General features: G+C 70.0%; 28 protein-coding genes. 8 read left to right on the forward strand and 20 right to left on the reverse strand.

Annotation, left to right across the window (positions count from 1 at the left end; all coding sequences use genetic code 11):
- Positions 1-90: 90 nt before the first annotated feature.
- The 16 genes from SCAB_RS23090 to SCAB_RS23155 form a co-directional block, all read right to left on the reverse strand.
- Complete coding sequence (locus SCAB_RS23090) at positions 91-390, reverse strand: hypothetical protein (RefSeq protein ID WP_041669521.1); 300 nt, start codon at positions 388-390, stop codon at positions 91-93.
- Positions 387-563 (reverse strand): hypothetical protein, encoded by a 177-nt coding sequence (locus tag SCAB_RS47795; RefSeq protein ID WP_013002481.1) that lies wholly within the window; start codon positions 561-563, stop codon positions 387-389. The genes SCAB_RS23090 and SCAB_RS47795 overlap by 4 nt, the downstream gene beginning before the upstream one ends.
- Complete coding sequence (locus tag SCAB_RS43820) at positions 560-1681, reverse strand: hypothetical protein (RefSeq protein WP_013002482.1); 1122 nt, start codon at positions 1679-1681, stop codon at positions 560-562. The genes SCAB_RS47795 and SCAB_RS43820 overlap by 4 nt, the downstream gene beginning before the upstream one ends.
- Positions 1678-2058: a DUF6907 domain-containing protein gene (locus tag SCAB_RS23100; protein WP_013002483.1), complete on the reverse strand. Its 381-nt coding sequence runs from the start codon at positions 2056-2058 to the stop codon at positions 1678-1680. Before SCAB_RS23100 ends, SCAB_RS43820 begins: the two co-directional genes overlap by 4 nt.
- Positions 2055-2423, reverse strand: coding sequence for a hypothetical protein (locus SCAB_RS23105; RefSeq protein WP_013002484.1), 369 nt, complete (start codon positions 2421-2423; stop codon positions 2055-2057). Before SCAB_RS23105 ends, SCAB_RS23100 begins: the two co-directional genes overlap by 4 nt.
- 311 nt (positions 2424-2734) lie before the next feature.
- Positions 2735-3400: a hypothetical protein gene (locus tag SCAB_RS23110; RefSeq protein ID WP_013002486.1), complete on the reverse strand. Its 666-nt coding sequence runs from the start codon at positions 3398-3400 to the stop codon at positions 2735-2737.
- Entirely contained in the window at positions 3397-3564 is a 168-nt protein-coding gene (locus SCAB_RS47800) for a hypothetical protein (protein ID WP_013002487.1), read from the reverse strand. Before SCAB_RS47800 ends, SCAB_RS23110 begins: the two co-directional genes overlap by 4 nt.
- A 9-nt stretch (positions 3565-3573) precedes the next feature.
- Positions 3574-4098 carry a single-stranded DNA-binding protein gene (locus SCAB_RS23115; protein ID WP_013002488.1) on the reverse strand — a complete coding sequence of 175 codons (525 nt, stop codon included), beginning with the start codon at positions 4096-4098 and terminating at the stop codon, positions 3574-3576.
- Positions 4098-4343 carry a hypothetical protein gene (locus SCAB_RS23120; RefSeq protein WP_013002489.1) on the reverse strand — a complete coding sequence of 82 codons (246 nt, stop codon included), beginning with the start codon at positions 4341-4343 and terminating at the stop codon, positions 4098-4100. Before SCAB_RS23120 ends, SCAB_RS23115 begins: the two co-directional genes overlap by 1 nt.
- A 241-nt stretch (positions 4344-4584) precedes the next feature.
- Positions 4585-7275: a hypothetical protein gene (locus SCAB_RS23125; RefSeq protein WP_013002490.1), complete on the reverse strand. Its 2691-nt coding sequence runs from the start codon at positions 7273-7275 to the stop codon at positions 4585-4587.
- Positions 7272-7574 carry a hypothetical protein gene (locus SCAB_RS23130; RefSeq protein ID WP_013002491.1) on the reverse strand — a complete coding sequence of 101 codons (303 nt, stop codon included), beginning with the start codon at positions 7572-7574 and terminating at the stop codon, positions 7272-7274. Before SCAB_RS23130 ends, SCAB_RS23125 begins: the two co-directional genes overlap by 4 nt.
- 100 nt (positions 7575-7674) lie before the next feature.
- On the reverse strand, positions 7675-7917 hold the full coding sequence (locus SCAB_RS23135) for a hypothetical protein (protein WP_013002492.1): 243 nt from the start codon (positions 7915-7917) through the stop codon (positions 7675-7677).
- Positions 7914-8231, reverse strand: coding sequence for a hypothetical protein (locus tag SCAB_RS23140; RefSeq protein WP_013002493.1), 318 nt, complete (start codon positions 8229-8231; stop codon positions 7914-7916). Before SCAB_RS23140 ends, SCAB_RS23135 begins: the two co-directional genes overlap by 4 nt.
- A gap of 82 nt (positions 8232-8313) precedes the next feature.
- Entirely contained in the window at positions 8314-8964 is a 651-nt protein-coding gene (locus SCAB_RS23145; RefSeq protein ID WP_013002494.1) for a DUF6907 domain-containing protein, read from the reverse strand.
- Entirely contained in the window at positions 8961-9533 is a 573-nt protein-coding gene (locus SCAB_RS23150; RefSeq protein ID WP_148274222.1) for a hypothetical protein, read from the reverse strand. Before SCAB_RS23150 ends, SCAB_RS23145 begins: the two co-directional genes overlap by 4 nt.
- A gap of 14 nt (positions 9534-9547) precedes the next feature.
- A complete protein-coding gene (locus SCAB_RS23155; RefSeq protein ID WP_013002496.1) occupies positions 9548-9886 on the reverse strand; it encodes a MerR family transcriptional regulator in 339 nt (112 codons plus the stop codon).
- 224 nt (positions 9887-10110) lie between these two features.
- Here SCAB_RS23155 and SCAB_RS23160 point away from each other — a divergent pair, with 224 nt between their 5' ends.
- Together SCAB_RS23160 and SCAB_RS23165 are read left to right on the forward strand one after the other, a co-directional pair.
- Positions 10111-11142 (forward strand): helix-turn-helix domain-containing protein, encoded by a 1032-nt coding sequence (locus SCAB_RS23160; RefSeq protein WP_158512257.1) that lies wholly within the window; start codon positions 10111-10113, stop codon positions 11140-11142.
- A complete protein-coding gene (locus SCAB_RS23165) occupies positions 11142-12821 on the forward strand; it encodes a tyrosine-type recombinase/integrase (RefSeq protein WP_013002499.1) in 1680 nt (559 codons plus the stop codon). The genes SCAB_RS23160 and SCAB_RS23165 overlap by 1 nt, the downstream gene beginning before the upstream one ends.
- A gap of 298 nt (positions 12822-13119) precedes the next feature.
- On the opposite strand, the gene SCAB_RS23170 is transcribed toward SCAB_RS23165, so the two are convergent.
- On the reverse strand, positions 13120-14757 hold the full coding sequence (locus SCAB_RS23170; protein ID WP_013002500.1) for a site-specific integrase: 1638 nt from the start codon (positions 14755-14757) through the stop codon (positions 13120-13122).
- Complete coding sequence (locus SCAB_RS23175) at positions 14754-15419, reverse strand: helix-turn-helix domain-containing protein (RefSeq protein ID WP_013002501.1); 666 nt, start codon at positions 15417-15419, stop codon at positions 14754-14756. Before SCAB_RS23175 ends, SCAB_RS23170 begins: the two co-directional genes overlap by 4 nt.
- 111 nt (positions 15420-15530) lie before the next feature.
- Between SCAB_RS23175 and SCAB_RS23180 the strand changes: the two genes are divergently transcribed.
- The 5 genes from SCAB_RS23180 (at position 15531) to SCAB_RS23200 (ending at position 21149) form a co-directional block, all read left to right on the forward strand.
- The gene (locus tag SCAB_RS23180) at positions 15531-15770 is read left to right on the forward strand and encodes a hypothetical protein (RefSeq protein WP_013002502.1); all 240 of its coding nucleotides are present in this window, start codon (positions 15531-15533) and stop codon (positions 15768-15770) included.
- A gap of 264 nt (positions 15771-16034) precedes the next feature.
- Complete coding sequence (locus SCAB_RS23185) at positions 16035-17297, forward strand: DUF3631 domain-containing protein (protein ID WP_013002503.1); 1263 nt, start codon at positions 16035-16037, stop codon at positions 17295-17297.
- Between the two features lie 450 nt (positions 17298-17747).
- Positions 17748-18542 carry a DUF2637 domain-containing protein gene (locus tag SCAB_RS23190; RefSeq protein WP_225618762.1) on the forward strand — a complete coding sequence of 265 codons (795 nt, stop codon included), beginning with the start codon at positions 17748-17750 and terminating at the stop codon, positions 18540-18542.
- 334 nt (positions 18543-18876) lie between these two features.
- Positions 18877-19437, forward strand: a complete 561-nt coding sequence (locus SCAB_RS23195) for a MobC family plasmid mobilization relaxosome protein (protein WP_041669526.1) — start codon at positions 18877-18879, stop codon at positions 19435-19437.
- Positions 19434-21149 (forward strand): relaxase/mobilization nuclease domain-containing protein, encoded by a 1716-nt coding sequence (locus tag SCAB_RS23200; RefSeq protein ID WP_013002506.1) that lies wholly within the window; start codon positions 19434-19436, stop codon positions 21147-21149. The genes SCAB_RS23195 and SCAB_RS23200 overlap by 4 nt, the downstream gene beginning before the upstream one ends.
- Positions 21150-21442: 293 nt before the next feature.
- On the opposite strand, the gene SCAB_RS23205 is transcribed toward SCAB_RS23200, so the two are convergent.
- Both SCAB_RS23205 and SCAB_RS23210 read right to left on the reverse strand, forming a co-directional pair.
- Positions 21443-21988, reverse strand: coding sequence for a flavoprotein (locus SCAB_RS23205; RefSeq protein WP_013002507.1), 546 nt, complete (start codon positions 21986-21988; stop codon positions 21443-21445).
- Complete coding sequence (locus tag SCAB_RS23210; protein WP_173402999.1) at positions 21985-23274, reverse strand: helix-turn-helix domain-containing protein; 1290 nt, start codon at positions 23272-23274, stop codon at positions 21985-21987. The genes SCAB_RS23205 and SCAB_RS23210 overlap by 4 nt, the downstream gene beginning before the upstream one ends.
- A gap of 176 nt (positions 23275-23450) precedes the next feature.
- On the opposite strand from SCAB_RS23210, the gene SCAB_RS23215 reads away from it, so the two are divergent.
- Entirely contained in the window at positions 23451-23882 is a 432-nt protein-coding gene (locus tag SCAB_RS23215; RefSeq protein ID WP_041669528.1) for an ATP-binding protein, read from the forward strand.
- Positions 23883-23899 lie beyond the last annotated feature (17 nt).

The following is a 23899-nucleotide window of genomic DNA, read 5'->3' on the forward strand; positions in this document are numbered from 1 at the left end:
TCGGACGGGCCGGGCTGTCCGGCCCCACCGCACCCCCGGGATCACTTTCGAGGCGCCGCGAAAGTGATCACCGGAGGACGGACGGGCAGGTCAGCGGGCCTTGTTGAAGTCGGCCCACATCGAGCGCAGGACGAGCGCAAGCAGCGCCACCGAGACGGCTCCGACCGCAACGGCGACGGCGAACAGCGAGGCGACCAGGCCGCCGGCGACGACCACCCCGCCGATCACGAGCCACTTCCTCGCGTCGAACTCCGGGCGCGCCTGGTGCTGGCACTGCTGCTGCGGCTGGTGGATCTGCTGGGCGGCGATGACGGCCGCGATCGCGCGCACCAGCTCGGTGTTGTCGGCGGCCTCCACCGCGTCCTGGGCGGCCTTCTCCAGGTCGCTCATGCCGTCCACCCCCTGATGCGGCGGGTGATGCGCGGCCAGGCGATGACCCCGGCGGCGAACGCCAGGACGACCGGCTGAGACGCGACCGCGACGGCCACGGCGAGGACGACGGAGGCGAGGGACGGGTAGGTGACGAGGAGCCCGAGGAGAGCGCCGAAGACGATGCGCATCATGCGTATCCGCCCTCCATCGGCTTGGCCGGGACTTCCGGCTGGGGCTTCTTCGCGGCCCGCGAGAGGGCGGTGCGGACGTAGGGCTCGGTGACGACGAGGCGCCGGTTGAGGGCGACGCGTTCGGCGATCTCGCGGGCGGATGCGTCCGGGCCCAGAGAGGATGCGGCCTCGACGACGGCCGCCTCCATAGTGACCGGCTCCAGGGCGGCGACAGGGTCACTGACCTGCTGATGCGCGGGCGTATCAGGCCGGTCCACTTCGTATTCGTCGGGCCGGTGGCCGAGGACGACGGCGACCTGCACGGCGTCGACGACGACCCCGTAGGAGACGAGGAGGGAGGCCAGCTCGGGCGGGGGCGCATCAGGGTGCGCATCCGCTGCGATCCGGATCACCTCGGCGGGGTCCATCTCGGCGAACTTCTCCCGCAGTACGGCCTGCGCCGACCGGGTCGGGGCGGGACTGGCCTCCTTCTGGGAGGGCTGTCCGCCGTACATGGTGGCGAGGGCCGCATCAGCTCCCTCGCGGACGCGGACGCGCTGGACGTCGACCAGGCCGGCGCCGAGTTCGGTGTCGCCGACGCCGACGTACTTCGCCAGCTGCCAGTACCGGCGGACGGCGAGCTTGCGCCGGAACTGGCCGGGGTGCCCGTCGGCGACGGCGCGCTGGAAGGCCAGTTGCCGGGCGGCGTCGGCGTTGCGGCGCATCACCTCGGCGTCGACGCCGGTGCGGTAGACGACGATGCTGCGGGCAATGAACCCGAGGCCCTCGGCGGCGCCGGACATGGCGAGCGGGGTGACCGCGTACACGGCGGCTTCGCGGACGTCGGTGGCGATGGTGATGCCGATGCCGCTGGCGGACAGCGGGGCGAGCCACATCCCGCCGCGGACGACGGCAGGGGAGGGCTGGCCGAGCATGGTCCGGCCGAGCATCACCATCGCGAGGATGAGGGTGAGGCCTTCACCGGCGGCGACGACACCGGCCGCGGTGGCCTGGCGGTGGAATTCGGCGACGGCGTTGGAGTAGGTGCCCCAGGCGCCGAACGCGCCGACGACGACCATCAGGCCGGCGGCCGTGCCGAGCACTCCGGCCTGCCCCTTGGTGAGTTCGCGGGTGGTCACCGGTCACCTCCGGCGAGGATCACCGTGAGCTGGTCGGCGAGATCGCGCAGCCGGTCGGCGTAGCCGTCGAGGGCTGCGGCGAGGCTGTACAGGCTGACGGGGTCCAGGGTCCGGCCGGGCGGGTACATCGAGACACCGACCGTCCGGCCGCCGAGGCCCGGGGTGACGAGCGTCGCGAACGGGGACTGTGCGAGGCCCGCGCTGATGACCTCCTCGCCGAGGAAGTCGAAGCGGACGTCCGGGCCCTTGTGGAGGATGTCGGCGCGGTGGGTGTCGGGCCGGTGGTCGTGGTGGCCGACGCACCAGGCCGGGCAGGTCAGGGTGACCGGGCCGTGGTCGAGGGTGGGCAGCGTGATCAGACGGGGCGCGGTGCTCACTGGCCTTCCTCCCGGGCGCGCTCGTCGGCGAGGAACGCGGCGACGGCGGGGAAGGCGCGGTCGACGGAGGCGCAGGCGGCCCTCTCGGCGGCCTCGGTCTCCTCGGCGCGGAGCCTGCCGCGGAGGAAGTCCGCGTTCCAGCCGATACCGTCCGGGTCCTCCTCCAAGGCGCCCTTGAGGGTGGCGCGGACCCAGTCGGCCCGGGTCTCCATCCGGCGGGCGTGCTCGGGGGTGTCGTGGGGGAGGGTGACGGCTTCGAGGACGGCTTCCAGCAGGTTGCGGAGGTCGCGGGCGTCGCCCGGGTTCTGCGTGGGGGTGGACGGGGAACTTGCGGGCGCGTCGGGGCGCACGGAAAGATCGGCCATAGCCGACTCCTTGTCTTGAGCGTGGAGTTCGGTCAGGCCCTCGTTCGGTGTTCGTAGCACCGGCGGGGGCCGCTTCAGTTGTGGTGACAGGACCGCCGGGGCGGGTGTCATGACACCTACGTTAGACCCTGGTGTCATGACACCGCAAGGGCTAACCTCGGGGTGTCATGACGAGAGTGGAGAGCTGATGCCGAACGTCGAGAAGACGCCCCGCCAGACGGTCCGCGTAGAGAAGGAACTGTGGGAGAAGGCGGGCCAGGCGGTCGGGCCCCGCAACCGCGGCGAGTCCATCCGCTCGTTTCTCCGCTGGCTCACGCATGAGACGGACGAGCTTCCCACACGCCCCGAGCCGCCGAAGTAGTCGCGCTCGGCTGGAGAGAATGCAGCTCCAACCAGGACTCGGGCGGGTACTCGCACCCGCACCACCGGCACTCCACCTTCGCCGTGCCCGCCGGCACCCGCAGCACCGCACCACACACGACACCGTCCTCGTACACGGCCGGACAGTTCCCCAGCCGCAACGACCGCTCCGGCGGGTTGACGATGGAGATGCCGTCCCGCTCCAGGCCGCGGATCTCCTCCGCGAACGCGCCCGCCATCGGCCAGCTCGCCGCGATCCAGTCGAGGTTCATGGACAGGGCCCGGGCAGCGACGGCGATCCGCCGCTCCACGGTGCCCTCGATGGCGGGCTCGCCCCAACCGCGGTCGGCCTGCATGGCCGAGCGCCAGTCCTCCAGGACGCCGACCATGCCGCCGGGGCCGCGGAGGTTGAACGCGGGCTCGGCGATCGGCAGGGGCGCCTCGGCGGGCCGGGACCGGCCGAACTCCGGGCGGCGGCCGGACGGCTGGAGGAACGCGGCGAGGGCCTCGTACAGGTGGGGCATTCGGTCGAGGCGTTCGGCGAGGGCGAGCGTGTCGCCGGGGCACAGGTAGCCGTGCTCCAGGTCGCGGTCGCACAGTCCGCAGCTGGCCGTCACGCGCGGACCTTCTCTCGTGTGGCTTCGAGCTGGGCCCAAGCGGCACGCGCGGCCTTACGGTCGCGGCGGTCGTCGCGGAACCCGAAGGCGACCTGGACGAGCAGCATCAGGTCCATGCCCACGGCGATGCCGATGAACAACAGCTGGAGTTCGTGGTCGGTCATGGTCGTCTCCTAGAAGGGGGGCTCGTCGGAGGGTCCGGCGCCCTGGGCCGCGGGCTGCTGCTGTTGCGCGCCACCCCATCCGCCACCCTGCTGGCCGCTGGAGGGCTGGGCTGTGGCCCACGGGTCGGGTGTTCCATTTGAAACACCTGCCTGCCGCTGGCCGCCGCCCGGCGGGTTCTTCTCGACCTTCGCCGTAGCGCGGGCGAGCGTCGGCCCGACCTCGTCGACGTCCAGCTCGTACACAGTCCGCTTCACGCCCTCGCGGTCCTCATACGACCGCTGCTTCAGCCGGCCCTGGACGATGGCCCGCGTGCCCTTGGCGAGAGACTCGGCGACGTTCTCGGCGGCCTGCCTCCACACCGAGCAGGTGAGGAACAGCGGGTCGCCGTCCTTCCACTCGTTGGTCTGCTTGTCGTAGACGCGCGGGGTGGAGGCGATGCGGAACTTGGCGACGGCGGCGCCGGCCGGGGTGAAGCGGAGTTCGGGGTCGTCGACCAGGTTGCCGACGACGGTGATGACGGTCTCTCCGGACATCAGTGGGTCTCCTTCGCGGGGTCGTGTGAGGGCCGGTACACGATGTGCCGGCCGTGCTGCTGGAAGGCGGCCTCGTCGAGGACGATCGGCGGTACGCAGACGCCGCCGTTCACGACGGGCAGCAGGGTGTCCTCGCCGGCGGAGGTCGTGGCGGGCTTCCATGCGATGACGGGGTCGAGGTCGGTCTCTCCGTCGATGTGCTCGGACACGTACCAGCCGGGGGCGGCGGGGATGAAGTCGGGCATTGCCTCTCCTCGGGATCGATCAGGGGGACAGGGGGGACAGGGGGGACGCTGTTTGTCCCCCCCTCCCTCGCGCGCCATGCGAGTCAAGAAATAGTTGATCTTGATCTTTTATTAGTGCTGGTCAGAGGCTTGCTTGCGGCTGAGATAGTTGAGCAGCGGAACGAGTTTTTTGCTGTCCCCCGGGAGAGACGGGGGGACAGATCGTGTCCCCCCTCCCGGATGTCCCCCCCTCTGTCCCCCCTCACGACGGGGGGACAGGACCGGGGACGAACCTCTTCTCCTCCTCGACCACCCACTCGCGCAGCACCGCGTAGGCGTAGGCGTCGGGCAGGTAGCGCTTGTCCCGCCCGGCGGTGCTGTCGCGGATCTCCCGGCGCGTCTGCGGTCCTTTGTCCCGCACCCGCACGGCCAGCCGGAGAGCGAGACGCTCGACGGCCCGGTCGGTCCGTGCGTCCTCCGCCAGTTGCTTCGCGTGGTCGACGCGCACTTCCTCCTCGATGCGGGCCGTGGTGCGCTTCTCCTGCTCCAGACGGCGCTGGGCCGCGCTGTAGGCGAGGATCGCGTCCCGCGTGGCGCACGACGCCTGCCAGAGCATCAGGGCCAACTGCCAGTCCTCGACGTTCACGTGCCGCCGCCCGGCGAGGATGGCCAGCAGCGAGGCGAGCTTCACCCGCATGACCGGGGCCTGTGAGTCGAACTGGTTCATCTCGGCCGGGTTCACCAGGCCGCGGACCTTGGCCAGGTCGGCGGCGCGCAGCTCGGCCTTGATGGACTCGTCGAAGGAGACGAGGACGAAACGGCTGGCCTCGTCACCGGACGGTGCGGCGGCCGCGTCCCGCCAGGCGTGCAACTCTCCAGGCCAGGCCGGCTGGACGTCGGGGATCGACGGGTCGATGACCTGCACCCAGACGAACCGCTGCGGCGTGCCCTCGGCGACCTCCTCGAACAGCGGGGCCACGGTCTCCGGCTGGAAGCCGACCAGCAGGCCGAGGCTGTATGAGCCGCTGGGGATGTACCGGCTGGTGTCCTTGCTGGCGTTGGTCTGCCCGAGGGTCTGGCCGACGGCCGCGCTGCGCAGGGTCTCGCCGAGGGTGGAGCCGGAGCGCTCTTTCATCAGCCGGGTGATCGTGGCACCCTCGTCGACGTAGAAGAACGCGTTGTGCCGGACCTGCTTGCGGACGTTGACGGTGACGGGTGTCTCTGTTCCGCCACGCCCTCGGCGTACCTCGCCGGTCTCCTCCTCGACGATGCCCATGAAGACCTCGGCGAGGCCTTCGCCGGAGCCGAGCGGGAGGCCGTCGCGGAAGTCCAGGTTCGGGGGTGCGGGCATGAGGCGGTCGGCGACCTCGACGCCGGTGGACTTGCCGATGCCGGACGGGCCGATGATCCCGCCGAAGAGGTTCAGTGAGGCGTATCCGGCGATGCCGGTGTCCGCGCGGATGCGGTGCGACACCAGGGAGGAGAGCCGGGTGAGGACCGACAGCAGGGCGACGTCGCCGGATCGGCTACGGGAGTGCCCGGCCTGACGGATGTGCTGGAGCTCGGGGCGGGCCGCGTAGAACTCCTCCGGGATCAGCCCGGCGGGCGTAGCGGGCCCTTCAACCGCGTCATCCTCGGCGGGGTCCGGTTCGGGGTGCTCGTCGAAGTCGGCCCAGATGTCGTCGGTCGGCGGGGGAGGAGTGTCCCGGCGTTGCGCGGGCGGGTGGCCGTGCTGCCGGACGCGACCGAGCACGGCGGCGGACAGCGCCCGTGCGGGGGCCTGCGCGTCCTGGCCGAACGCGGCACGCAGTACGTCGAGGGCGGCCTCGCGCTCGTTGCCGCCGTAGTGGATGTGTGCCCACAGGGTGGGGACGGTGAGCTTCCGCCCGGCAGGCTGCTGGCCGACGGGGAGGTCCGAGCGTTCGGACCAGTTGACGGCGACGTGGTCGTCGCAGACGAGGCTGTAGTCGCTGTCGGCAGCTCCCTCGGCGCCGGCGGGCCGGAGCCACTTCTCCCGGCCGTCGGCGGCCGTGCCACGGTACGTCCAGCCTTCGGGCTCCAGGACGTCCCGGAACGTGAGTTCGGTGGCGAGGATGTCGAAGACGCTGGTGCCGCTGCCCGAGCGGGGGAAGGCGGAGCGGCGCGCGGACGGTGGTGGCACGGTGGCGCGGCCGGTTCGCGCGGCGTGCCGGTCCCGCTTCTCCGCTGCGGCCTTCTCCAGCAGGGCCCGCGCGTCGGGCTCCAGCCGCTGGACGGCTTCACGGATCACGGCCAAGTCGATGGGCTCGCCAGTGCCCGGAAGGCTCGCCGTCGCCCGGGGCTCAGCCTTGCGGTTGACGGTTCCGGGGATCCGCATGAGCCGGTCGAGGTTGCCGATCTGCGTGTCCCACGAGCAGCCGTGCGAGTACGCCGACCCTCCGAGGACAGCCTGTAGGCCCATGGTGAACTGCTCGACTGCGGCCCGGTCGTCGTCGCTGCTGATGATGTACGGCTCGGCCAGGACCCAGATGGGGTTGTAGCCGCCGCCGGACAGCCACCACCCGCTCGGCTCGGGCAGCCCGGACGCGGCCACGATCTCGCGGACGTGGTCGGCGTCGAGCGGGTGCGGCAGGTCGTCCAGGCCGGGCTTGTGGCCGACGTCGCCGAAGTCGCCGTCGGCCCAGAGGAACGTCAGGCCGTGGGCCAGCTCCTTGCCGCCACGTCCTTCGGCGGGCCGCTCGCGCAGGGTGGTCACCTGCGCATAGACGCCCTTCGCGGACCGACTGTCCAGCTTCAGGGCGTACTGGGTGGCGGCCTCGATGCCGGCCTCGTCGGTGGTGAACCGGCGTCCGGCCCAGCCGTCCTTGTCTGAGCAGATGCTGAGCAGGCCGGGCACGTCCTGGAAGTGATAGGCCAGGGACGCGTGCACCAGCTGCTGGTCTGCGACGAGTTCGACGGGTGGAGCCTGGGTCACTGCGTCACCGCCGGGAAGTAGTAGACGCCGGTCGAGCGGCCGACGCACCGCGACGTGCGAGGGCAGACACGCGGCGCCGAGGCGAGGCCGGCGGGATGGATGTGCTGGTGGTCGCAGAACGGGCAGTCGACGACGAGCAGGGCACGCTGTTCGCCGTCCTCGTACTGGGTGTCGCGGTAGGCGACGAGGCGGGCCGTGGCGGCGGCCATGCCCAGGAAAGACGGGGGCGGCTGGATCTCCGCCTCGTCCTTCTCGGTGTCCTCCCTGAACAACTGGAGGACGGCGGTGCTGGTGTTCACGAACGTGCTCTCTTCTACGAGCGGGGCCAGTGAGGTTCGTGAGTGCGCGTGCAGCCCCGGGCCAAGGGGGTGGCCCGGGGCTGCAGTGCGCGTCCCCGGGTCAGCTCGGGGGGCGCTGCTTGGTCTTGGCGACCTCGTCACCAAGGGCGGTGAGGTCACTGATCCAGTGCCGGACGGCGGCGGCGACCGCGCTCGGGGTGGGCTGCTCTTCGAGGTGCGCTCGGATCGATCCGAGGACGATCTCGTGACGGCCGCGTTCGGCCGCGCGCTTCAGGTACAGGTCCTCGGGGATGAGGCCGACGGGCTCGTCTGCCGGGCACTCGCCCGTGGAGTAGTCCGTCATCGGGAACCTCCCACGAGCTTGGCGACGGACGCCACGATGTCGGTGGTGTGCCGGTCGCAGGCGGGGAAGTCGTAGCGGAGGTTGGGCCCGGTGAAGGTGCTGACGACGTTCTTCGCCGTGGTCGGGCAGCCGGGGCAGCGGTAGCCGCGCTGGTTGTGCGGCGAGCGGGGCCCGTCGGGGCAGTCGCACCAGGTGCACTGCTCGCCGTTGGCGGCGGTGATGGCGACCGGTACGAGGCTGGGGTCGGCGGCGGCATCGCGTGCGGTGGCGAGGGCCTGGTCGGACAAGAACGTGTCGAGCGGGGTGCGCGTCATGCTGCCCTCCGTGCCTTGGGCTGGTTGAGGGCCGGACGGCCGCAGGCTCCCCCTGCGGCCGACACAGCGTTCGTCGGGCTGATCACGGGCGGCCCTCGGTGATCCGGCGGATGCGCGCGTCTTCGGCCTCGCGGTCGAGACGGGCGATCTCCGGGTCACCCTCGAAGTCACCCGCCGCCAGCTGCTCCGCGTGGTTGGCCAGCGCCTCCAGCCGCTCGGCGAACGCGCGGGCGTCGCGGGCCACCTGTCGGGTCTGGGCTGGGGAGAGCGCCCCGGTCTCGGGCCCGTAGTGCACCCACACCTCGGTCTTACGTCCGTACGCCTGCGGCTTGTCGTCGATCACGACGATCTGAGCGCTGAGCCAGGGACCGTCGGCCGGGAGGTCGGAGCTGATGTCCTGGGACTCGGTCTCGATGGGGACGCTGGCGTGCCATCCGGGTTCGCCGTCCTTCCCGGCGTGGTCGAGGCCGCACTCGGGCATGGAGCACAGGTACTTGGCCTGCCAGGCGGGCCCGCGCTGCGCGGCGGTGGGTGCGGCGCCGGGCCGGTATCCGGGGTATGCGCGGGCCAGCTTGTGCTCGACCTTGGCGCGGGTGATGGCCAGCGGGTTGAAGGCGGCGCGGATGCGGTTGCCGAACCGCTTGTGGACCATGGGTACTTCGAGGTCGGCGGTTTCCTCGACATCGGCGACCAGGGCGGCGGTCTCGCTGGTGGCGTGGTCGGTGGCCGTCATGCCTGTGCCTCCGCCTTCTCGATGCTCATCTGTTCGCGGAGAACCCGCAGGAGGTCGGCGAGCCCGTCGAGGCGGACGATGGCGTTGTCGAGAGCGGGGCCGTCGAGGAAGACGCCGTCTCCGCACGTCTCGTACAGGTGGACGACGGGGGTGGGTCCGTGGAAGCTGTCGTCCTGGGCGAGTTGGGCGATGAGTTCGAGGGTGCCGTTGCCGCCGTGGTCTTCGACCAGGCCGGTGGTGTAGCTGCTGCCGGCGTGTTCGGTCCAGGTGTGGTTGTCGGACCGGTGGGTGGTGCAGCCGTCGGGTCGGCACCACGGGTAGTGGCCGGGGGCTGCCTGGCGTCGTCCAATGACTGTGGCGATGGCCGTCGGCATGATCGCGGGGAGGGTCCTGATGATCCTGGCGATGGTGTTCTGGGGGTCGGCGGTCTTGGCGGCCTCGGCGATGATGCGCTGGGTGAAGTCGTCGAACGCCTGCTCGCCGTTGGGGTCCGTGCCGGGCGCAGTGGGGGATGCGCTGCTCGTCAGTTTCGGCGTCGCCATTGACGCCTCGGGGATTACGCTGGTCATGAGCGTGCTCTCTTCTACTTGCTGGTGGACTGGGTGCTTCGCTCGACAGGCGCCCCGGGCTCGACTCCCGGGGCGTCGTCGTTTTCCTCTGCGGACGCTGCCGACTCGACTTCGGCGGCGGCCTGGTCCTGGAGACCGAGGAAGTTCAGGAGGTCGCTGCGCCGCGCGCGGAGCTGCCTGCCGACCCGGATGCACGGGATCGGAAGGGCGTCCTCGCGGGCGAGCTGGTAGGTGGCGGTGCGGCCGATGTCGAGTGCCTGACCGACTGTCGGCCAGACGTCGAACATCACCGGCAGGGCCAAGGCCTCCGCGACGGAGAGCGCCTTGCGGCGGACTGCGGTGCTTGTGCTCATAGGTTTCCCCATTGCTTGACCGGGTCCAGGTGGCCCGAGATGCGTAACCTCACACAGACTCCCTTGCCGGAACCGGTGTGAGGTCACATCATGCACACCGCCGAGTGCCGCCGCAAGCTCTCTGGGGTTGTTGAGTCGCAACCTCCAAGGGGTTGGGTCAACCTGTGGCGGGTCGTGCCGCCTTGTGTTGCCTAATGCTGAGAGCGCTTCTATCGTTCAACCTCATGGAGATTCTCGACCCTCATCGGGCGCCCCCCACCGATGCCGAGCAGGTCATTGGCCGTGAGATGCGAAGGCTTCGCGAGCGACTCGGGATCACGCAACAGGACGTTGCTGCTCGGATGATCAAAGATGGCTTCCGCTTCCATCAGACTCAGATCGCGAAGATGGAGCGCGGGGAGCGCCCGATTCGCGTGAATGAATGGATCTCCATTGCGGCCGCACTGGGGACGACGCCACAGGAGATGTTGGCGTCGGCCATTGCCGCTGATGCGGAAGAATCGTTCCAGGATCCGCACACTCTTGCAGAATTGCAGGAGCAGAAGAAAGATATTGAGGGGCGCCTTGCGCTGGTCCGAGAAGAGCTTGAAGCTGCGCGTGATCGGGCCCTCCACGCCAAGGTTGCAATGGAAATGGCGCAAGTTGATGCACGTGATGCAGAAATGCGTGAGCGCGAGCTTCTAGTGCACTATGAGAATGCGAGGTCTGTCCTGGCTAACCTGGAGGAACATATCCGGAGGATCGCCGCTGCCGATGTGCACGCCAAGCGAAACTCGCAGTTGGATTCAATGCTTGATGAGGCTGAACCAGCGATTTCGGCACTCGATGGTGTTGTTGAGTTCTCGATCGGAAAGCGTCTGCAGGCCGCTCGCAAACAGGCCGGTATGAGTATCAAGGACGTAGCGGTCGCCGCCTCATTGGAACCGGCAGTCGTGCAGACTCTTGAGGACCCCGACTACGCCAGCATTGTTAAATCTGGTCTCGGGATTGGCTCCAAGCGGCGCCGCGAGAACGTTGAGCGTCGACACGCAGGGATGAAGATTTCCATCAGGCGGTTCGCCGAGGCGGTCGGACTCAGTCCCGAGCCACTCATTAGGCAATACGAAGGTGAGATGATGGGGCGTTCCTCGACTGAGGGGACTGCCTCGGACGAGCTGATCCTGCAGGCTCAGCGAGAAGTAGCAGAGGTGCTAGGTCGGTCGGCAGTGAAAGGAAACGCCGCGAATCAGCAAGCTGAGAACGACGGAGATGAATGATGCCCACGTCTCGCCGCGCTGGCGGCATCAGCAAACGGTGTGAGTGCCGCGGCCCGGACGGCAAACGCCTCGGCTCGAAGTGTCCGCAGCTGTCGAAGCGGTCCCACGGTAAGCCTCGCGTCTCCCAGGAACTCCCCGAGGACGCGGACGGCGGGCGCCGGCGGTTCCAGCGCACCGGCTACGCCGACGTCAAGGAAGCGCAGAAGGACCTCGACCGCATCCGCGCCATCCTCGACCTCGCCGGGGACGACGAGGACGGCCTGCGCCGCGTCGGCGACCTGCTCGCCGACCTGCAGAAGACCCGCGGCCCGATTCCCGAGCCGACCGAGGTGTCGAGGAAGCTCGGCGTCGGCGTCCCCCTCGACGGGAAGATGCTCGTCGGCGACTGGCTCGACCACGTCATGGCCAACAAGAAGACCCGGACAACCACGAACCACGGCTACGCGTCCCACATCCGCGTGCACCTGAAGCCAGCCATCGGGCACCTGCGCCTGGACCGGCTCAGCGTCGGCCACTGCCAGGACATGTTCAACGCCATCGACGACCGCAACGACGTCATCCGCGCAGAGAACGCCGCCCGCCGCGAGCAGGTCGCCCGCAGCAAGAGGGGCAAGCCGGGCGCTCCGAAGGCTGCCGAGAAGGCCCAGCTGGCCGCCGAGCGCGAGAAGCTCGCCGAGATGCCGCCGTTCCGCCGGGTCACCGGCCCGGCCACGAAGCAGGCCATCCGCCGTACCCTCCGCATGGCCCTGAACAAGGCGATCGCCGGACAGCTCATCACCTTCAACGCGGCCGCCCACGTCGAACTCGAACCGGCCGCCCGACCCAAGGGCCTGCTGTGGACGGCGGAGCGGGTCGCGCGCTGGCGGGAGACCGGAGTGAAGCCGGGCCCGGTCATGGTGTGGACCCCCGCCCAGCTCGGCGCGTTCCTGGACGAGGCCGAGGACGACCGGCTGTACGCGTTCTTCCACCTGATCGCCCACCACGGCCTGCGCCGCGGCGAGGGCGTCGGCCAGGGATGGGCCGACTTCTCGCCCGAGAGGAAGGAGATCCGGGTGTCCGCCGAGATCGTGGTGGACGGCTGGACGCCGATCGAGACGGCACCGAAGACCGACGGGTCCGTGGGCATCGTGAAGGTAGACGCCGGCACGGTCGCCGTGCTGGAGGAGCACCGGGAGCGGCAGCGCACCGAGCGGGCCGAGTGGAACGCGCGGGCCGCCGTCGAGCGCGAGCTGGGCAAGGACACCGCGGACTGGACCGACACCGGGAAGATGTTCGTCCAGGAGGACGGCTCCTGGCTGCACCCGGACACCGTGAGCAAGACGTTCCGCCGGATCGTCGAGTCGGCGGGCCTGCCGCCCATCAACCTGCGCGACCTCCGTCACGGCGCGGCGGCCTTGGTGAAGGCCGGCGGGGGAGACCTGCACGACGCCAAGGTGAAGCTGCGGCACTCCACGGTCGTCCTGACCTCAGACACGTACATGGAGCTGTTCGAGGAGTACGAGGACGAGCTGACGGAGAAGGCGGCGGCGGCCGTGCCGAGGGCGAGGAAGCCGCGCGACGAGGCCCCCGCGCCGGTCGCTGTCCCGGAGCAGGGGCCCGATGCGTCGCAGCCAGCAGACGCGGTTGATGATCCGTCCACGGTAGACGGGGCCACTGACAGCGCGGAGGAGGAGGCGTAGAGTTGAGGGGAACGAACGAGGCTCCGTCACCGCAGGTGGCGGGGCCTTTCTGCTCAGCCAGTGCTCAACCGAACGCCCCGGAAGTGGCCGACAGAAGACGGCATAGGACGGCACTTGAGACGCTGCCGGGGCTCACACAAAGGGCCGTTGACCAGCACGTAACGACCTAGCTCGGCACAGGCTGACATTCGCCGGAATGGTCCGGTCCAATGACGCCCCAGACTTTTAATCCATTGGTTGTGGGTTCGAGTCCCACAGGGCCTACCGGTGCGGGGGAGGGGAGACCCCCTCTGACCTGCTACGCAGCGCCTGAGTCGGCTTCGGTCGGGTCGGGCGCTGCTTCGTTTTGAAGCCACTGCGTGAGCGATGCGTGAGCGGATGCGCTCGTGGCCTGCGGAATGGTCGCTGCTTGGGCGGACGAATCAGCAGCTGCCGGACGCGATCGCGGGATCAGCTTCGCTGCCTTCTCGGCGATGTCGCGGTCCAGCTCAGGGAGCAGGCTCGTGTATGTGTCCGAGGTCAGCGTGATGGTGGAGTGGCGCAGGGTCTCCTTCACCGTGTGGATGTCGCCGCCGCCTCCGTGCGTGAGCGTCGCGGCGACGTGACGGAGGTCCCGCAGGGTGATGGGCGGCAGGTCGGTCGTGGCGAGGATGCGGCGGAACGTTTCCGAGACCGTCTCCGGGTGGAGCCAGGAGCCGTCCTCCTTGGTGAACACCTTGCCGGTGTTCTGCCAGGCGGTGCCCCATTCGGCGCGCTCCTTCTCCTGACGGGCCTTGTGGTCGCGTAGGGCGGCGATGTTCACGCTGTCGAGCGCGATCGTGTTCGCGCTGCCGTCCGTCTTCGGCTCGGACTCGTAGGGGTCCCAGCCGTCCACCACGATCTCCTTGGCGGGGGTGATGAGGCCAGCGTCGAGATCGATCTCGTGCCAGTCCTGGCCGACCGCCTCGCCACGCCGGAGGCCGCGCGTGCCCATGAGGGGGAAGATCGCGTACAGGCGGTCGCCGTCGGCGGCGTCGAGGAAGGCGCCGAACTGCTGCGGGGTCCACACCATGACCGGGCCAGGCATCTCGTCCGTCTCGCGCCACCGCCGGACCCGCTCGTCCGTCCACAAGAGGGGCTTCGGGCGCCTGCCGGACTCCAACTCGACGTGGGAGGCCGGGTTGAAGGTGATCAGCTGCTGGGCGATCGCGGAGTTGAGGGCCGCGCGGAGAGTACGGCGAATCGCCTGACGACTGGCCGGGCCGGTTGTCTTCCGGAACGGCTTCATCTCCGCCAGCTTGGCCCGTTCGGTCGCGAGCAGCTTCCGCTCGGCTCCGACGGGGCGACCGGGCTTGCTCGGCTTGCAGCGGGCGATCTGCTCACGGCGGGCTTCGTTCTCGGCCGCGATCACCTCGTTTTCGTCGGCGATCGCGTCGAACATCTCCACCAGGTGGCCGACGTTGAGGCGGTCGAGGCGTACGTGCCCGATGCGGGGCTTCAGATGGACGCGGATATGGGAGGCATAGCCGTTGAGCGTGGTCTTGCGGCGCTTCTTCGCGGCGAACCACTGGTCGAGCCACTCGCCGACGGTGAGGCTGCCGCGGAGGGCCAGGCCGGCCCGCAGACGGCGTCGGGTCTCCTCGATGGCTGGCAGCGGGGCCTTCTCGACCGCGACCTCCTCCAGCATTGCGACGAGGCGCTGGAGGCTGTCCGGGTCGTCCTTGTCCGCCAGGGCGAGCAGGGAGCGGACGTGGTCGAGGTCCGCCTGGGCGGCCTTCAGGGAGTCGTAGCCGGCGCGGCTGAAGGAGCGGCGGGTGCCGTCCTCGTGGGGCGGGAGCTCCTGGCGTATGGAGTATGCGCCGTGCTTGCGGCTGGAGAGCTGGGAGCACTTCTTGCCGAGCGGTTTGCCGGTCTTGGGATCGCGGCAGTAGCAGCGGCGGTGGGTGGAGCCCTTCAAAGGCGTTCCTCCGGGGTGGTGTCGGGTTCTTCTTTGGGTGGGTCGACGTCGCCCAGCGCGGGGGGCAGACGGGGTGGGGTGGCGCCCTCCTCGCGGAGCTCGCGGCGGAGGTGGCGGAGGCTGTACTTGGCGGAGATGGCCTGGTCGGCGTACTTGGTCCGCTTGCGTTCGGCTTCTTCTTGCTGCGCGCGGCTGGTTGCCGTCTTGGCCGCGAACCGGGCCTGTTCTTCCTCTTCGAGGGCGGCGAGGGCGGTTTGTACGAGGCTGGCGTGGCGCTCGAAGTCGGGGACCAGGCCCGCGTCGTACATCGGCACCTCCTCTTCACCGGTGAAGTGCCGTAGCGCGTCCCAGGTGGGGATGAGGTGCTGGAAGGGGAGTTCCTGGGTCTCCTCGACGTAACCGACCGGGAAGATCAGGCAGACCGGGTACGTCTCCAGGGCCGCTGCCAGGACCATGACGTCCACGAGCGGCAGATTGGCCCGACGGCCAGACTCCATGTTGGCGATCACGTTGCGCGGGATGGGATGCCCGAGTTGCTCGCACCGGTCCGCCAAGTCCTGTGCGCTCCATCCCATCTCCTTCCTTCTGCGCCGGACTTCGCCGGCCACGTTGGCCTTGATCCGATCTGCCCACTCCGGGAAGTCGTCCTCATCAGCATCCATACGGCATTGTGTCATGAAGACACAGTAGCTTGCGCATGATGGTTGGTACCCGCCTGGAGCCGGATGTGATGGGCATGTTCGCCGAGGGCTGTACCGAAAGGGGCGCACTGCATGCGCGAAGACGCGACGGACGGACGGTCGAAGGGCTCGAAGGGGATGAGCCGGGAAGAGCTGCTCGCCCTGCCTGTGGCTGTTGACCTGGATACGAGTAACCGAGCACTGGGGCTAGGGCGGAGCAAGGGATATGAGCTGGCGAAGCGGGGCGAGTATCCGTGCAAGGTGCTGCGGCTCGGCAACGCCTACCGGGTAGTGACCGCAGACCTGCTGGAGCTGCTCGGGCTGGCGGCGTGAAAGCGGGGCAGCGTAGCAAACGGTTCTGCGCTGAGCTGACACAGAAACGCTGGACTGTCGACGGGCGTGGACGTACTGTCCGTGTTCCCTCGGGGAACAACGCGAGCGTCCCGTCTCGGGACAGAGCGAGTGTTCAGTCTCTGAACGCAGCGAGCCTCCGGCGCGGTAACGCCGGAGGCTCGGGAAACCCCGCCGCCCGCATCCAACGAACGATCCGCGCGCACCGGGCCTGCATGCCCGGCAGCGCAGAAGAGGAGCCGCCCTGTGCAACCTACGACACCCGAGCCCTATTCCGCGCCCGGTACCGCCGCCTGGCCGCTGGTCGCGGTGCCGGCCAACCCCGACCAGCGCGAACCCGAGGACACCGCGCCGGTCGAAGCCGCCGCGCCCTCGGACACACCCCTGGATCCGGAGCCGACACCGGGCTCGGCGCTGCTGGACGAACTGCGCGCGAAGATAGCCAGGTTCGTGATCCTGCCCTCGCCGGAGGCGCTGGACGCGGTCACGCTGTGGGTGGCGGCGACGCATCTGCAGCCCGCGTGGCAGCACGCACCGCGCCTGGCGGTGGTCGGGCCGGCGAAGCGGTGCGGCAAGTCGCGGCTGCTGGACGTGCTGACCGAGACGGTCCACGAGCCGATGCTCACCATCAACACCACGCCCGCGGCCATCTTCCGGTCCATCACCGAGGAGCCGCCCACCCTGCTGGTGGACGAGGCGGACACAATCTTCGGCACGCCGAAGCAGGCGGAGAAGAATGAGGAGATGCGTGGTCTGCTCAACGCCGGCCACCAGCGCAACCGGTACGTCACCCGCGTCGTAGGCAACGACCACACCCCGCACCGGTTCGCCACCTTCGCCATGGCCGCGCTCGCGGGCATCGGCGACCTGCCCGACACGATCATGGACCGGTCGGTGGTGATTCGTATGCGCCGCCGGGCCGAGGGCGAGAGCGTCAAGCCCTTCCGCTCCCGCCGTGACACCCCAGCCCTGCACGACCTGCGCGACCGCCTCGCCGCCTGGGCCCGGCCGCTGCTGGACGAGGCCGCCGGCCTGGAACCGGCGATGCCGGTGGAGGACCGAGCCGCCGATACCTGGGAACCCCTGGTGATCGTCGCCGACCTCGCCGCCGGCCCTTGGCCACGCCTCGCCCGCGCGGCGTGCGAGGAGATGGTGGCAGCCGAAGTGGCGGCCGAGGAGGACCACCCCAGCTCAGCGCGGATCCTGGCCGACATCCGCCGGGTCTTCGTAGCCCAGCGGGAGGTCGACAGCCTCTCCACGGACGAACTCCTGCACCACCTGCGCCAGGACCTGGAAGGCCCGTGGGCGGAGTGGGGTCGCAAGGGGCTGGGCCCGCGTGAGCTCGGGTCGCTGCTGCGCGCCTTCGACATCAGGCCCGGCAACGTCCGCCTCGCCGACGGAACCCAGCGCAAGGGCTACACGCGCAACAAGTTCCTCGACGCGTGGCGGCGCTACTGCCCCACCGTTCACTCAGTGAACGCCGAACCCACCACCCCAGCCTCGGGCTGAACCCCGCCTCCCCCAGTGACCGTCCCTGCCGTCCCTGCCGTGATCCCGCAGGTCAAACGGCATGCGGCCGGGACGGAAACCAGGGGCAAGACGGCAACGCGATCATGAAGAGCGTGCTGCCACCAACCTGACGCTGCCCCGATCCGTCTTGTGCCGTCCCGGGCGTCCCCGCCGTATCACCGCAGGTCACGACGCTGTCGGCCGGGACGGCAAGACGGATCCGATCCGTCCACGGCCACCGAACCGCAGCACCCGCCGCCCGTGTGTGCCCCCAGGGCGCGTCGGCGCCGCCAGGACGGAACACCAGCCCTCCTGCCGTACCGGCCCTGACCTGCGCATGCAACGGCCAAGACGGCAAAGACGGACCACGCCACCACCTCAGGAGAACCCCGCTTGACCACCCTCTCCACACCCACCCACCGGGACCATCGTCCTGACGGAGGGCGGCCGATGACGACCAAGCAGGCGGCCGAGCGGTACGCGCTCATCGCGGCGGGAGTCGTCATCGTGGCGCTCACCGCCAGCGGGTTCTGGCTGTCCTACGCGCACCTCGCCGAGGTCGCCGGACAGCACGGCCTCAAGAGCTCCCCGGTCCGCCAGTGGGCCTGGCCGGCGACTCTGGACGCGTTCATCGTCGCGGGCGAACTGCTCATGCTCCGCGCGGGCCTGCGCCGGGTGACCGACGGCTGGGCCATCGCCCTCACCGCCACCGGATCGGTCGGCTCCATCGCACTCAACGTGGCCGGGGTCAGCGGTACAGGCAAGGCCAGCGCCGTGCCCCTGCTCGACTATGTGGTCGCTGCGGTTCCTCCGACCGCCGCGTTGCTGGCCTTCGGTGTCCTGATGCGGCAGATCCACCAGCTCGTCGACCAACCGGCCGGCCACCCGGACGCTGCTTCCGTCCAGGCGCCGGTACGACCGGTCACCGGGGCCGCCGAGCCATCGACTGAGCCCGTACGGCCTACTGAGCCTCCGGCCGCCGGTTCCGTCCAGCCGACGGAACCACCGCCCGAGGTTTCGGAGAGCAAGCCGCGCGGTGGCCGTCCGCCAAAGGCCACGCTCGCAGAGCTCGTGGCGATCGGCCGGATAGCCCTCGCTGAGCACGGCACACTCAGCCGGTCCCTACTCCGGAAGGCAGTTAAGGACAGGGACCTGACGATCAGCAGTCGGCGGCAGACCGAGGTGATGGAGACCCTCCGGCCCGACATCGAAGCCGCCGCCAAGACCGCTCCGAGCAGCGGCTGACCGGAAACCCAGCGGGGTGACCGGAACCCCTTCCGGTCACCCCGGCCAGCCGCCTATCGGCACCGCTCGCTCATCCACAACTGTGGATGGCGCGCCGACCACCACCACTCCGCCAGCCCTTCCCCGCCGACCCGCAACCGCCCTTTCCGGAGAACCGCCCGTGACGCACGACCCGCATCGCTCCGACCGCACTCCCGACGACCTGCTGCCGCTGGCGAAGTCCCCTACGCTGATGGGGCGTTTGCGCCGCGCGTTCGGACGGGCTGCCCCTGGCGGAGCCAGTAGTACCCCGAGTCCGACTCACGGCCGGACTTCGGGGATCTCCGCCCCGGGGGTGGCGGAGACGGCCCCGCGCCAGGGGGCGCCGGACCAGGGGGTCGGAGCCGAGGGCGGCTCCGACCTGGACACGCTGCACTCCGTCCAGCAAGCCGTCCTGCGCCCCGAAGACAGCGCAGCCATCGCCGCCGGCGAGCCTGCCGTGCAGAGCGTGCAGCCCACGATCCGCCGCTTCACCGGCACCAAGCGCAACGACCGTGTCGGCCCGCTGCGTTTCACCGGCGACCAGCGAGCCCATCTCCAGCAGGCCGCTGCCGAGCACGGCTATAAGGGCGACTCCGGCTTCGCCGCCGACATCGTCCTCGCCTTCATCACCGGCCGGTTCACCGCCAACCTGCCCCTGTCCGAGGACCGACGCCGCACCCACCACTTCCGTGTTCAGGTTCTGCGCCAGCTCAACCGGATCGGCGTCAACGTCAACCAGATCGCCCGCGCCCTCAACAGCGACCACATCCCACCCGACATACGCCAACGGCTGACCGAACTCCACCACCTGCTGGAGCTGATCGCCGAAGCCCTGCGCCAGCCCGTCGACCCGGAGACGGAGGCATCCGCGTGATCGCCGCCATCAAGCCCGCCGGGGCCAATACCCGTGGCCTGCTTGCCTACCTCTACGGCCGCGGAACCCACGACGAGCACTTCGACCCGCACATCGTGGCCGGCTTCGCGATGCTCGGCATGCCCGACCCCGGCCGTGACGAGAACGCCACCCTCACCGAACTCGCCCGCTACCTCGACGAGCCCGTGCGGCTGCGCAACAGCGAGTTCGGCAAGCCTGTCACCGACCACGTCTGGCACTGCCCGGTGCGTACCGCGCCCGAGGACCGCTACCTCTCCGACGCCGAGTGGGGCGAGATCGCCCAGCGCATCGTCCAGGCCGCCGGCATCGCTCCGGCCGGTGACGACCTGGCCTGCCGCTGGATCGCCGTACGCCACGCCGACGACCACATCCACATCCTCGCCACCACCGTCCGCGAAGACGGACGCCGCCCCAAACTCCACGACAGCGGAATCCGCGTCGGCGACGCCTGCCGCGAGATCGAGAAGGACTACGGGCTGCGCCGCCTGAAGAAGGGGGACCGCACCGGCGCCCGCCGTCCCACCCAGGCCGAGATGCACAAGGCCGAACGCCTCGGCTGGGACCAGACCAGCGCCGAGTGGCTCCAGGACCGCATCCGTGCCGCCATCCCCCACGTCACCGGTGCCGAGGAATTCATCGCCTACCTCGAAGCCAGCGGCATCGAGGTCCAGGTCCGGCGCGGCCCGTCAGGCGACCTCCTCGGCTACGCCGCCAGCCGCCCCGGCGACGTCAACGAGGCCGGCAAGCAGATCTACCACCCCGGAAGCAAGATCTCCCCCGACCTCTCCCTGCCCAAAATCAAGGCCCGCCTCGAATCCAGCCGACCCGAAGAACACCCCACCGCCCGCCGCAACCACCCCAACACCCCCTGGCACCAAGCCACCGACGCCCTCGACACCCTCCACACCGACCTCGCCGACGACATCCACGCGCAGGCCCACATCACCGCCCTCGGTGAACTCCTCGAAGCCACCGCCCAGAAGACACCCACCCATATGCGCGCCGATCTCCGGGCCGCCTCCAAGGCGTTCGCCCGCGCCCAGCGTTCCCGGGTACGGGCGGAGGACCGTGCCGCCCACGCTCTGCGCATCGCGGCACGCGACATCGTGCATACCGCCACCGGCCCTGACGGCAGTGCCTTGGCCGCCCTGGTCACAGCCCTGGTCTGGGCCGTCATAGTCGCCGGGCGCTGGCACGAAGCGAAGCACCACGCCCACCAGGCCGACGCCGCCCGCCAGGCCGTCCAGCACCTCCAGACAGCCGCCGACCGCGCCCTCACCTCGACGCTCGCCGAACTCACAGCCCGGCCACCCAAGGAGGCAGCCCGCCGCGTTCTGGCCGGCGACGTACGAGCAGCCGTTCCCGACCACGCCGAGCGCATCCTCGCCGACCCGGCCTGGCCCGCGCTCGCCACCGTCCTCGCCGACGCCGAAGCCCGCGGCCACCAACCCCACCAACTCCTCAAGGAAGCCGCCGCCCAGCGCGAGCTGACCACAGCCCGCCAACCCGCCCGCGTCCTCATCACCCGCATCCAACACACCGGCCGTAACTCAGCACCCAACCGCCGAGCCGAAGCCGCCCGCCTGCAGACGACCACGACAGGCTCGACCCCCACTCAGCAGACCGGAAACGGTCGGCTCCCAGCGGCGACTCCATCGCCTACCGAACAGCAGCGCCGACAGCGCCGGTAGGCACCCAGCGCAGTGTGCCTATCCGGCATGGCCAAAGCAGGCTTGGAAGCGGAAAGTGGCTCTGCCTGTTGTCTCGACACCACGGCACCAGGGCTCAGTCTGCACCGGCACCACGGTGTTCGCGAGGCGCTGGAGGATCGGGCCGAACCCCTCATTGACGTGGTGGACGTGGTACTTGGGCGGGCCGACGGCGGGTTTTGAGCCGGTACAAGCACTCCGACTGAGAGGCCATGAACGGGCCCGGCTACTGATGGCCGGGCCCGTAGGCGTGACGGCGCACGGCGCAGTCCTGATCACGACCGCCCGGACAGCCTGGGGGCGAGCAGCTCCAGTACTTCCTCCCAGCGGTAGCGGTCGGCTCCGCCGCCGGCCTTGGGGCGGTGGGGTTCGTACGAGCCGATCAGGACGCCCATCTCACGCAGCTGCTCCAGGCTCCTGCGGTATGCGGGGTGGGCGGCCTGGGCGGAGTTGAGGTACGGCAGTACGGCGATGGGGACGTCCATGGCGGGTGCTTCGCACAGGATGCCGAGGGCGAGGTTGTCGGAGATTCCGGCGGCCCATTTGTTGACGGTGTTGAAGCTTGCCGGGGCGACGGCGATCGCGTCGGCGGGCCGGGTCGGGCGCGGTTCGCCCGCCGAGCGCCAGGCGGAGCGGATGGGGCGCCCGATCTGGTTCTCCACCGCCTCCACGTCGAGGAAGCCGAGCCCTTGTGGTGTGGCGACGACGCCGACGTCCCACTGCCGCTCGTGCGCTGCGGTGATCAGCTTGCCGACGTCCCCGGCGACTCCGGCCGCGCAGACCACGATCTGCAGGAACGGCTTGTCGGGCTGGTCACTCACGCAGGCACTCCCAGTTGGCGGCTGAAATGGTGCAGCTCGGGCAGGGCCCGGCGGCGGTCGCGGGCTGCCATGTCGGCGACCAGTTCGCGTACGGCCGGGCGACGGATGTCCTGTGCCGCGCAGCTCTCGGCGATGCGCAGGGCCTGGTAGCCGTCGGCGAGTCTGCCCTGCTGACTGTAGGCGCGGGCGGTCTCCACCCAGAGGGCGGCTCGGCGCTCGGGGACGGGAATGTGCCGGCGCATGAGGGGGCGTGCGGTCTGCAGGGCTATGCCGGCGTCGCCGAAGGAGACGGCCGCGCTGACCTCGTGCAGGGCGACGTTGGTGGGGCTGAAGTTCGCCCAGGCGTCCGGTTGGTCGAAAGCGACGTAGCGGGCCACTTCCCTGGCCTCGGTGAGGAAGTCCCGGGTGGTGTCGCGGTCGCCGTTTCTGCTGGCGGCGGTCGCCCCGCGCAGCAGGAGCAGTCCGACCGCCGCCAGGTAGCGGGGGGAGCGCTGGTCGTAGGAGCCGGTGAGCTGGTCGGCGGTGTGGCGGACCATGTTCACGGCCTGGGCGGTGTGCTTGTCCCGTACGAGGACGTGGGCGTGCACGCGGACGCTGGCGGCGAGGACGACCGGGTCTCCGGATCGTTCCGCCTCGGCCATGGCCCGACCGGCCGCGAGCCAGGCGTTGCCCTGGTCGGCTCGTTTCAGCAGCAGGCTCACCGATGTCTGGTAGGCGGTCGCGAGGAGCCCGGACGCCTCCGCCGAGCCGGAGGAACCACCGTCGGCGGCCAGGCGCAGGTCGGCGATCAGCCCCGGCAGGGCCTGCTCCAGTTCCGCGTAGTCGCACACGTAGAACATCCGGCGTACTGCCCGCAGCCGGTCCCGCAGCTCGTCGATGCCCAGGGCTTGTCCGGTGGTGGCGGGGCTTGGGCCCGGCATCAGAACCTGGATCAGGTCGTGATGCGCGGTGGTCGACGACGATGACGGCGACGGCGGGGCCGCGAGCGCGGCCACGCTCGCGGCGAGGAAGGTACGGCGGTGCATGTCCTCTGCTCCGGGCTCGGCGGCGGGGCCGGTGTCAGTAGCGGCTGCGAGGCCGAGACGGTGCGGCGGAATGTCCAGCACCTGCGCGACTTCGCGCAGCGTGCGCACGTCCTCCGTGCCCCTGCCGCTTTCCAGACGGCTCACCTTCGACTGGTGATACCCCAGTGCGGCGGCCACGTCCTTCTGCGAGCGCCGCTGTAAAGCACGTGCCTGACGGATCACTTCGCCGATCCGTCTCGCCTCGTTCTGTTCTTCGGCCATCTGCGCCACGGCCCCTCCTGCCGTCGCCGATCCTGCCTGCTCAACCGAGCGTAACCGAGCGGCGATTCACCGCGATGCAGCTCCTGCATAAGTGATGCAGCCCCAGCACACGGCGTAGTCCAGCTTGCCTCCGGAGCGGTTGCGTGGAGCAGCCGCACCGATCCAGGAGGCAGCTCATGGAAGCGCACCAGATCCGATTCTCCGTTCACGGCACGGCTGCCGCCGCCCGCTCCGCGCGGCAGCAGCTCGCGAACGGGATACGACGCTGGGACGCCTCCCTCGACCAGGACCTGCTGAACACGGCAGAACTGGTCGCCGCCGAGCTGCTGACGAACGCGGTACGGCACGCGGGCCACGGCCCGATCTCGGCCGGCGCCCGCCTCGACGGCGAGCGTCTGCTGATCGAGGTGACCGATGCCAGCCACACGGTCCCGCGAGCCGGACTGCCGGACATGGAGGCAGAGGGCGGGCGCGGCCTGTTCCTCGTCGCCGCTCTGGCCGATCGCCACGGAGTCGACCCGCTGCCGTCCGGCAAACGCTGCTGGGCCGAGTTCAAGGTCGGCGGTCCTCTCCAGCCCTCACGACACGTTCCTCTGCAAAGGAGTTGACGGTTGACAGCCGTACG

The sequence above is a fragment of the Streptomyces scabiei 87.22 genome (assembly GCF_000091305.1).
Taxonomy (GTDB): domain Bacteria; phylum Actinomycetota; class Actinomycetes; order Streptomycetales; family Streptomycetaceae; genus Streptomyces; species Streptomyces scabiei.

What these genes read in the sequence shown, in the direction of transcription:
- SCAB_RS23120 (WP_013002489.1), bottom strand. Translation starts at nt 4,343, where the DNA reads ATGCCCGACTTCATCCCCGCCGCCCCCGGCTGGTACGTGTCCGAGCAC.
- SCAB_RS23140 (WP_013002493.1), bottom strand. Translation starts at nt 8,231, where the DNA reads ATGACGCGCACCCCGCTCGACACGTTCTTGTCCGACCAGGCCCTCGCC.
- SCAB_RS47800 (WP_013002487.1), bottom strand. Translation starts at nt 3,564, where the DNA reads ATGACCGACCACGAACTCCAGCTGTTGTTCATCGGCATCGCCGTGGGC.
- SCAB_RS23210 (WP_173402999.1), bottom strand. Translation starts at nt 23,274, where the DNA reads ATGGCCGAAGAACAGAACGAGGCGAGACGGATCGGCGAAGTGATCCGT.
- SCAB_RS23135 (WP_013002492.1), bottom strand. Translation starts at nt 7,917, where the DNA reads ATGACGGACTACTCCACGGGCGAGTGCCCGGCAGACGAGCCCGTCGGC.
- SCAB_RS23090 (WP_041669521.1), bottom strand. Translation starts at nt 390, where the DNA reads ATGAGCGACCTGGAGAAGGCCGCCCAGGACGCGGTGGAGGCCGCCGAC.
- SCAB_RS23145 (WP_013002494.1), bottom strand. Translation starts at nt 8,964, where the DNA reads ATGACGGCCACCGACCACGCCACCAGCGAGACCGCCGCCCTGGTCGCC.
- SCAB_RS23160 (WP_158512257.1), top strand. Translation starts at nt 10,111, where the DNA reads ATGGAGATTCTCGACCCTCATCGGGCGCCCCCCACCGATGCCGAGCAG.
- SCAB_RS47795 (WP_013002481.1), bottom strand. Translation starts at nt 563, where the DNA reads ATGATGCGCATCGTCTTCGGCGCTCTCCTCGGGCTCCTCGTCACCTAC.
- SCAB_RS23150 (WP_148274222.1), bottom strand. Translation starts at nt 9,533, where the DNA reads ATGACCAGCGTAATCCCCGAGGCGTCAATGGCGACGCCGAAACTGACG.
- SCAB_RS23190 (WP_225618762.1), top strand. Translation starts at nt 17,748, where the DNA reads ATGACGACCAAGCAGGCGGCCGAGCGGTACGCGCTCATCGCGGCGGGA.
- SCAB_RS23180 (WP_013002502.1), top strand. Translation starts at nt 15,531, where the DNA reads ATGCGCGAAGACGCGACGGACGGACGGTCGAAGGGCTCGAAGGGGATG.
- SCAB_RS23215 (WP_041669528.1), top strand. Translation starts at nt 23,451, where the DNA reads ATGGAAGCGCACCAGATCCGATTCTCCGTTCACGGCACGGCTGCCGCC.
- SCAB_RS23165 (WP_013002499.1), top strand. Translation starts at nt 11,142, where the DNA reads ATGCCCACGTCTCGCCGCGCTGGCGGCATCAGCAAACGGTGTGAGTGC.
- SCAB_RS23105 (WP_013002484.1), bottom strand. Translation starts at nt 2,423, where the DNA reads ATGGCCGATCTTTCCGTGCGCCCCGACGCGCCCGCAAGTTCCCCGTCC.
- SCAB_RS23155 (WP_013002496.1), bottom strand. Translation starts at nt 9,886, where the DNA reads ATGAGCACAAGCACCGCAGTCCGCCGCAAGGCGCTCTCCGTCGCGGAG.
- SCAB_RS23115 (WP_013002488.1), bottom strand. Translation starts at nt 4,098, where the DNA reads ATGTCCGGAGAGACCGTCATCACCGTCGTCGGCAACCTGGTCGACGAC.
- SCAB_RS23175 (WP_013002501.1), bottom strand. Translation starts at nt 15,419, where the DNA reads ATGGATGCTGATGAGGACGACTTCCCGGAGTGGGCAGATCGGATCAAG.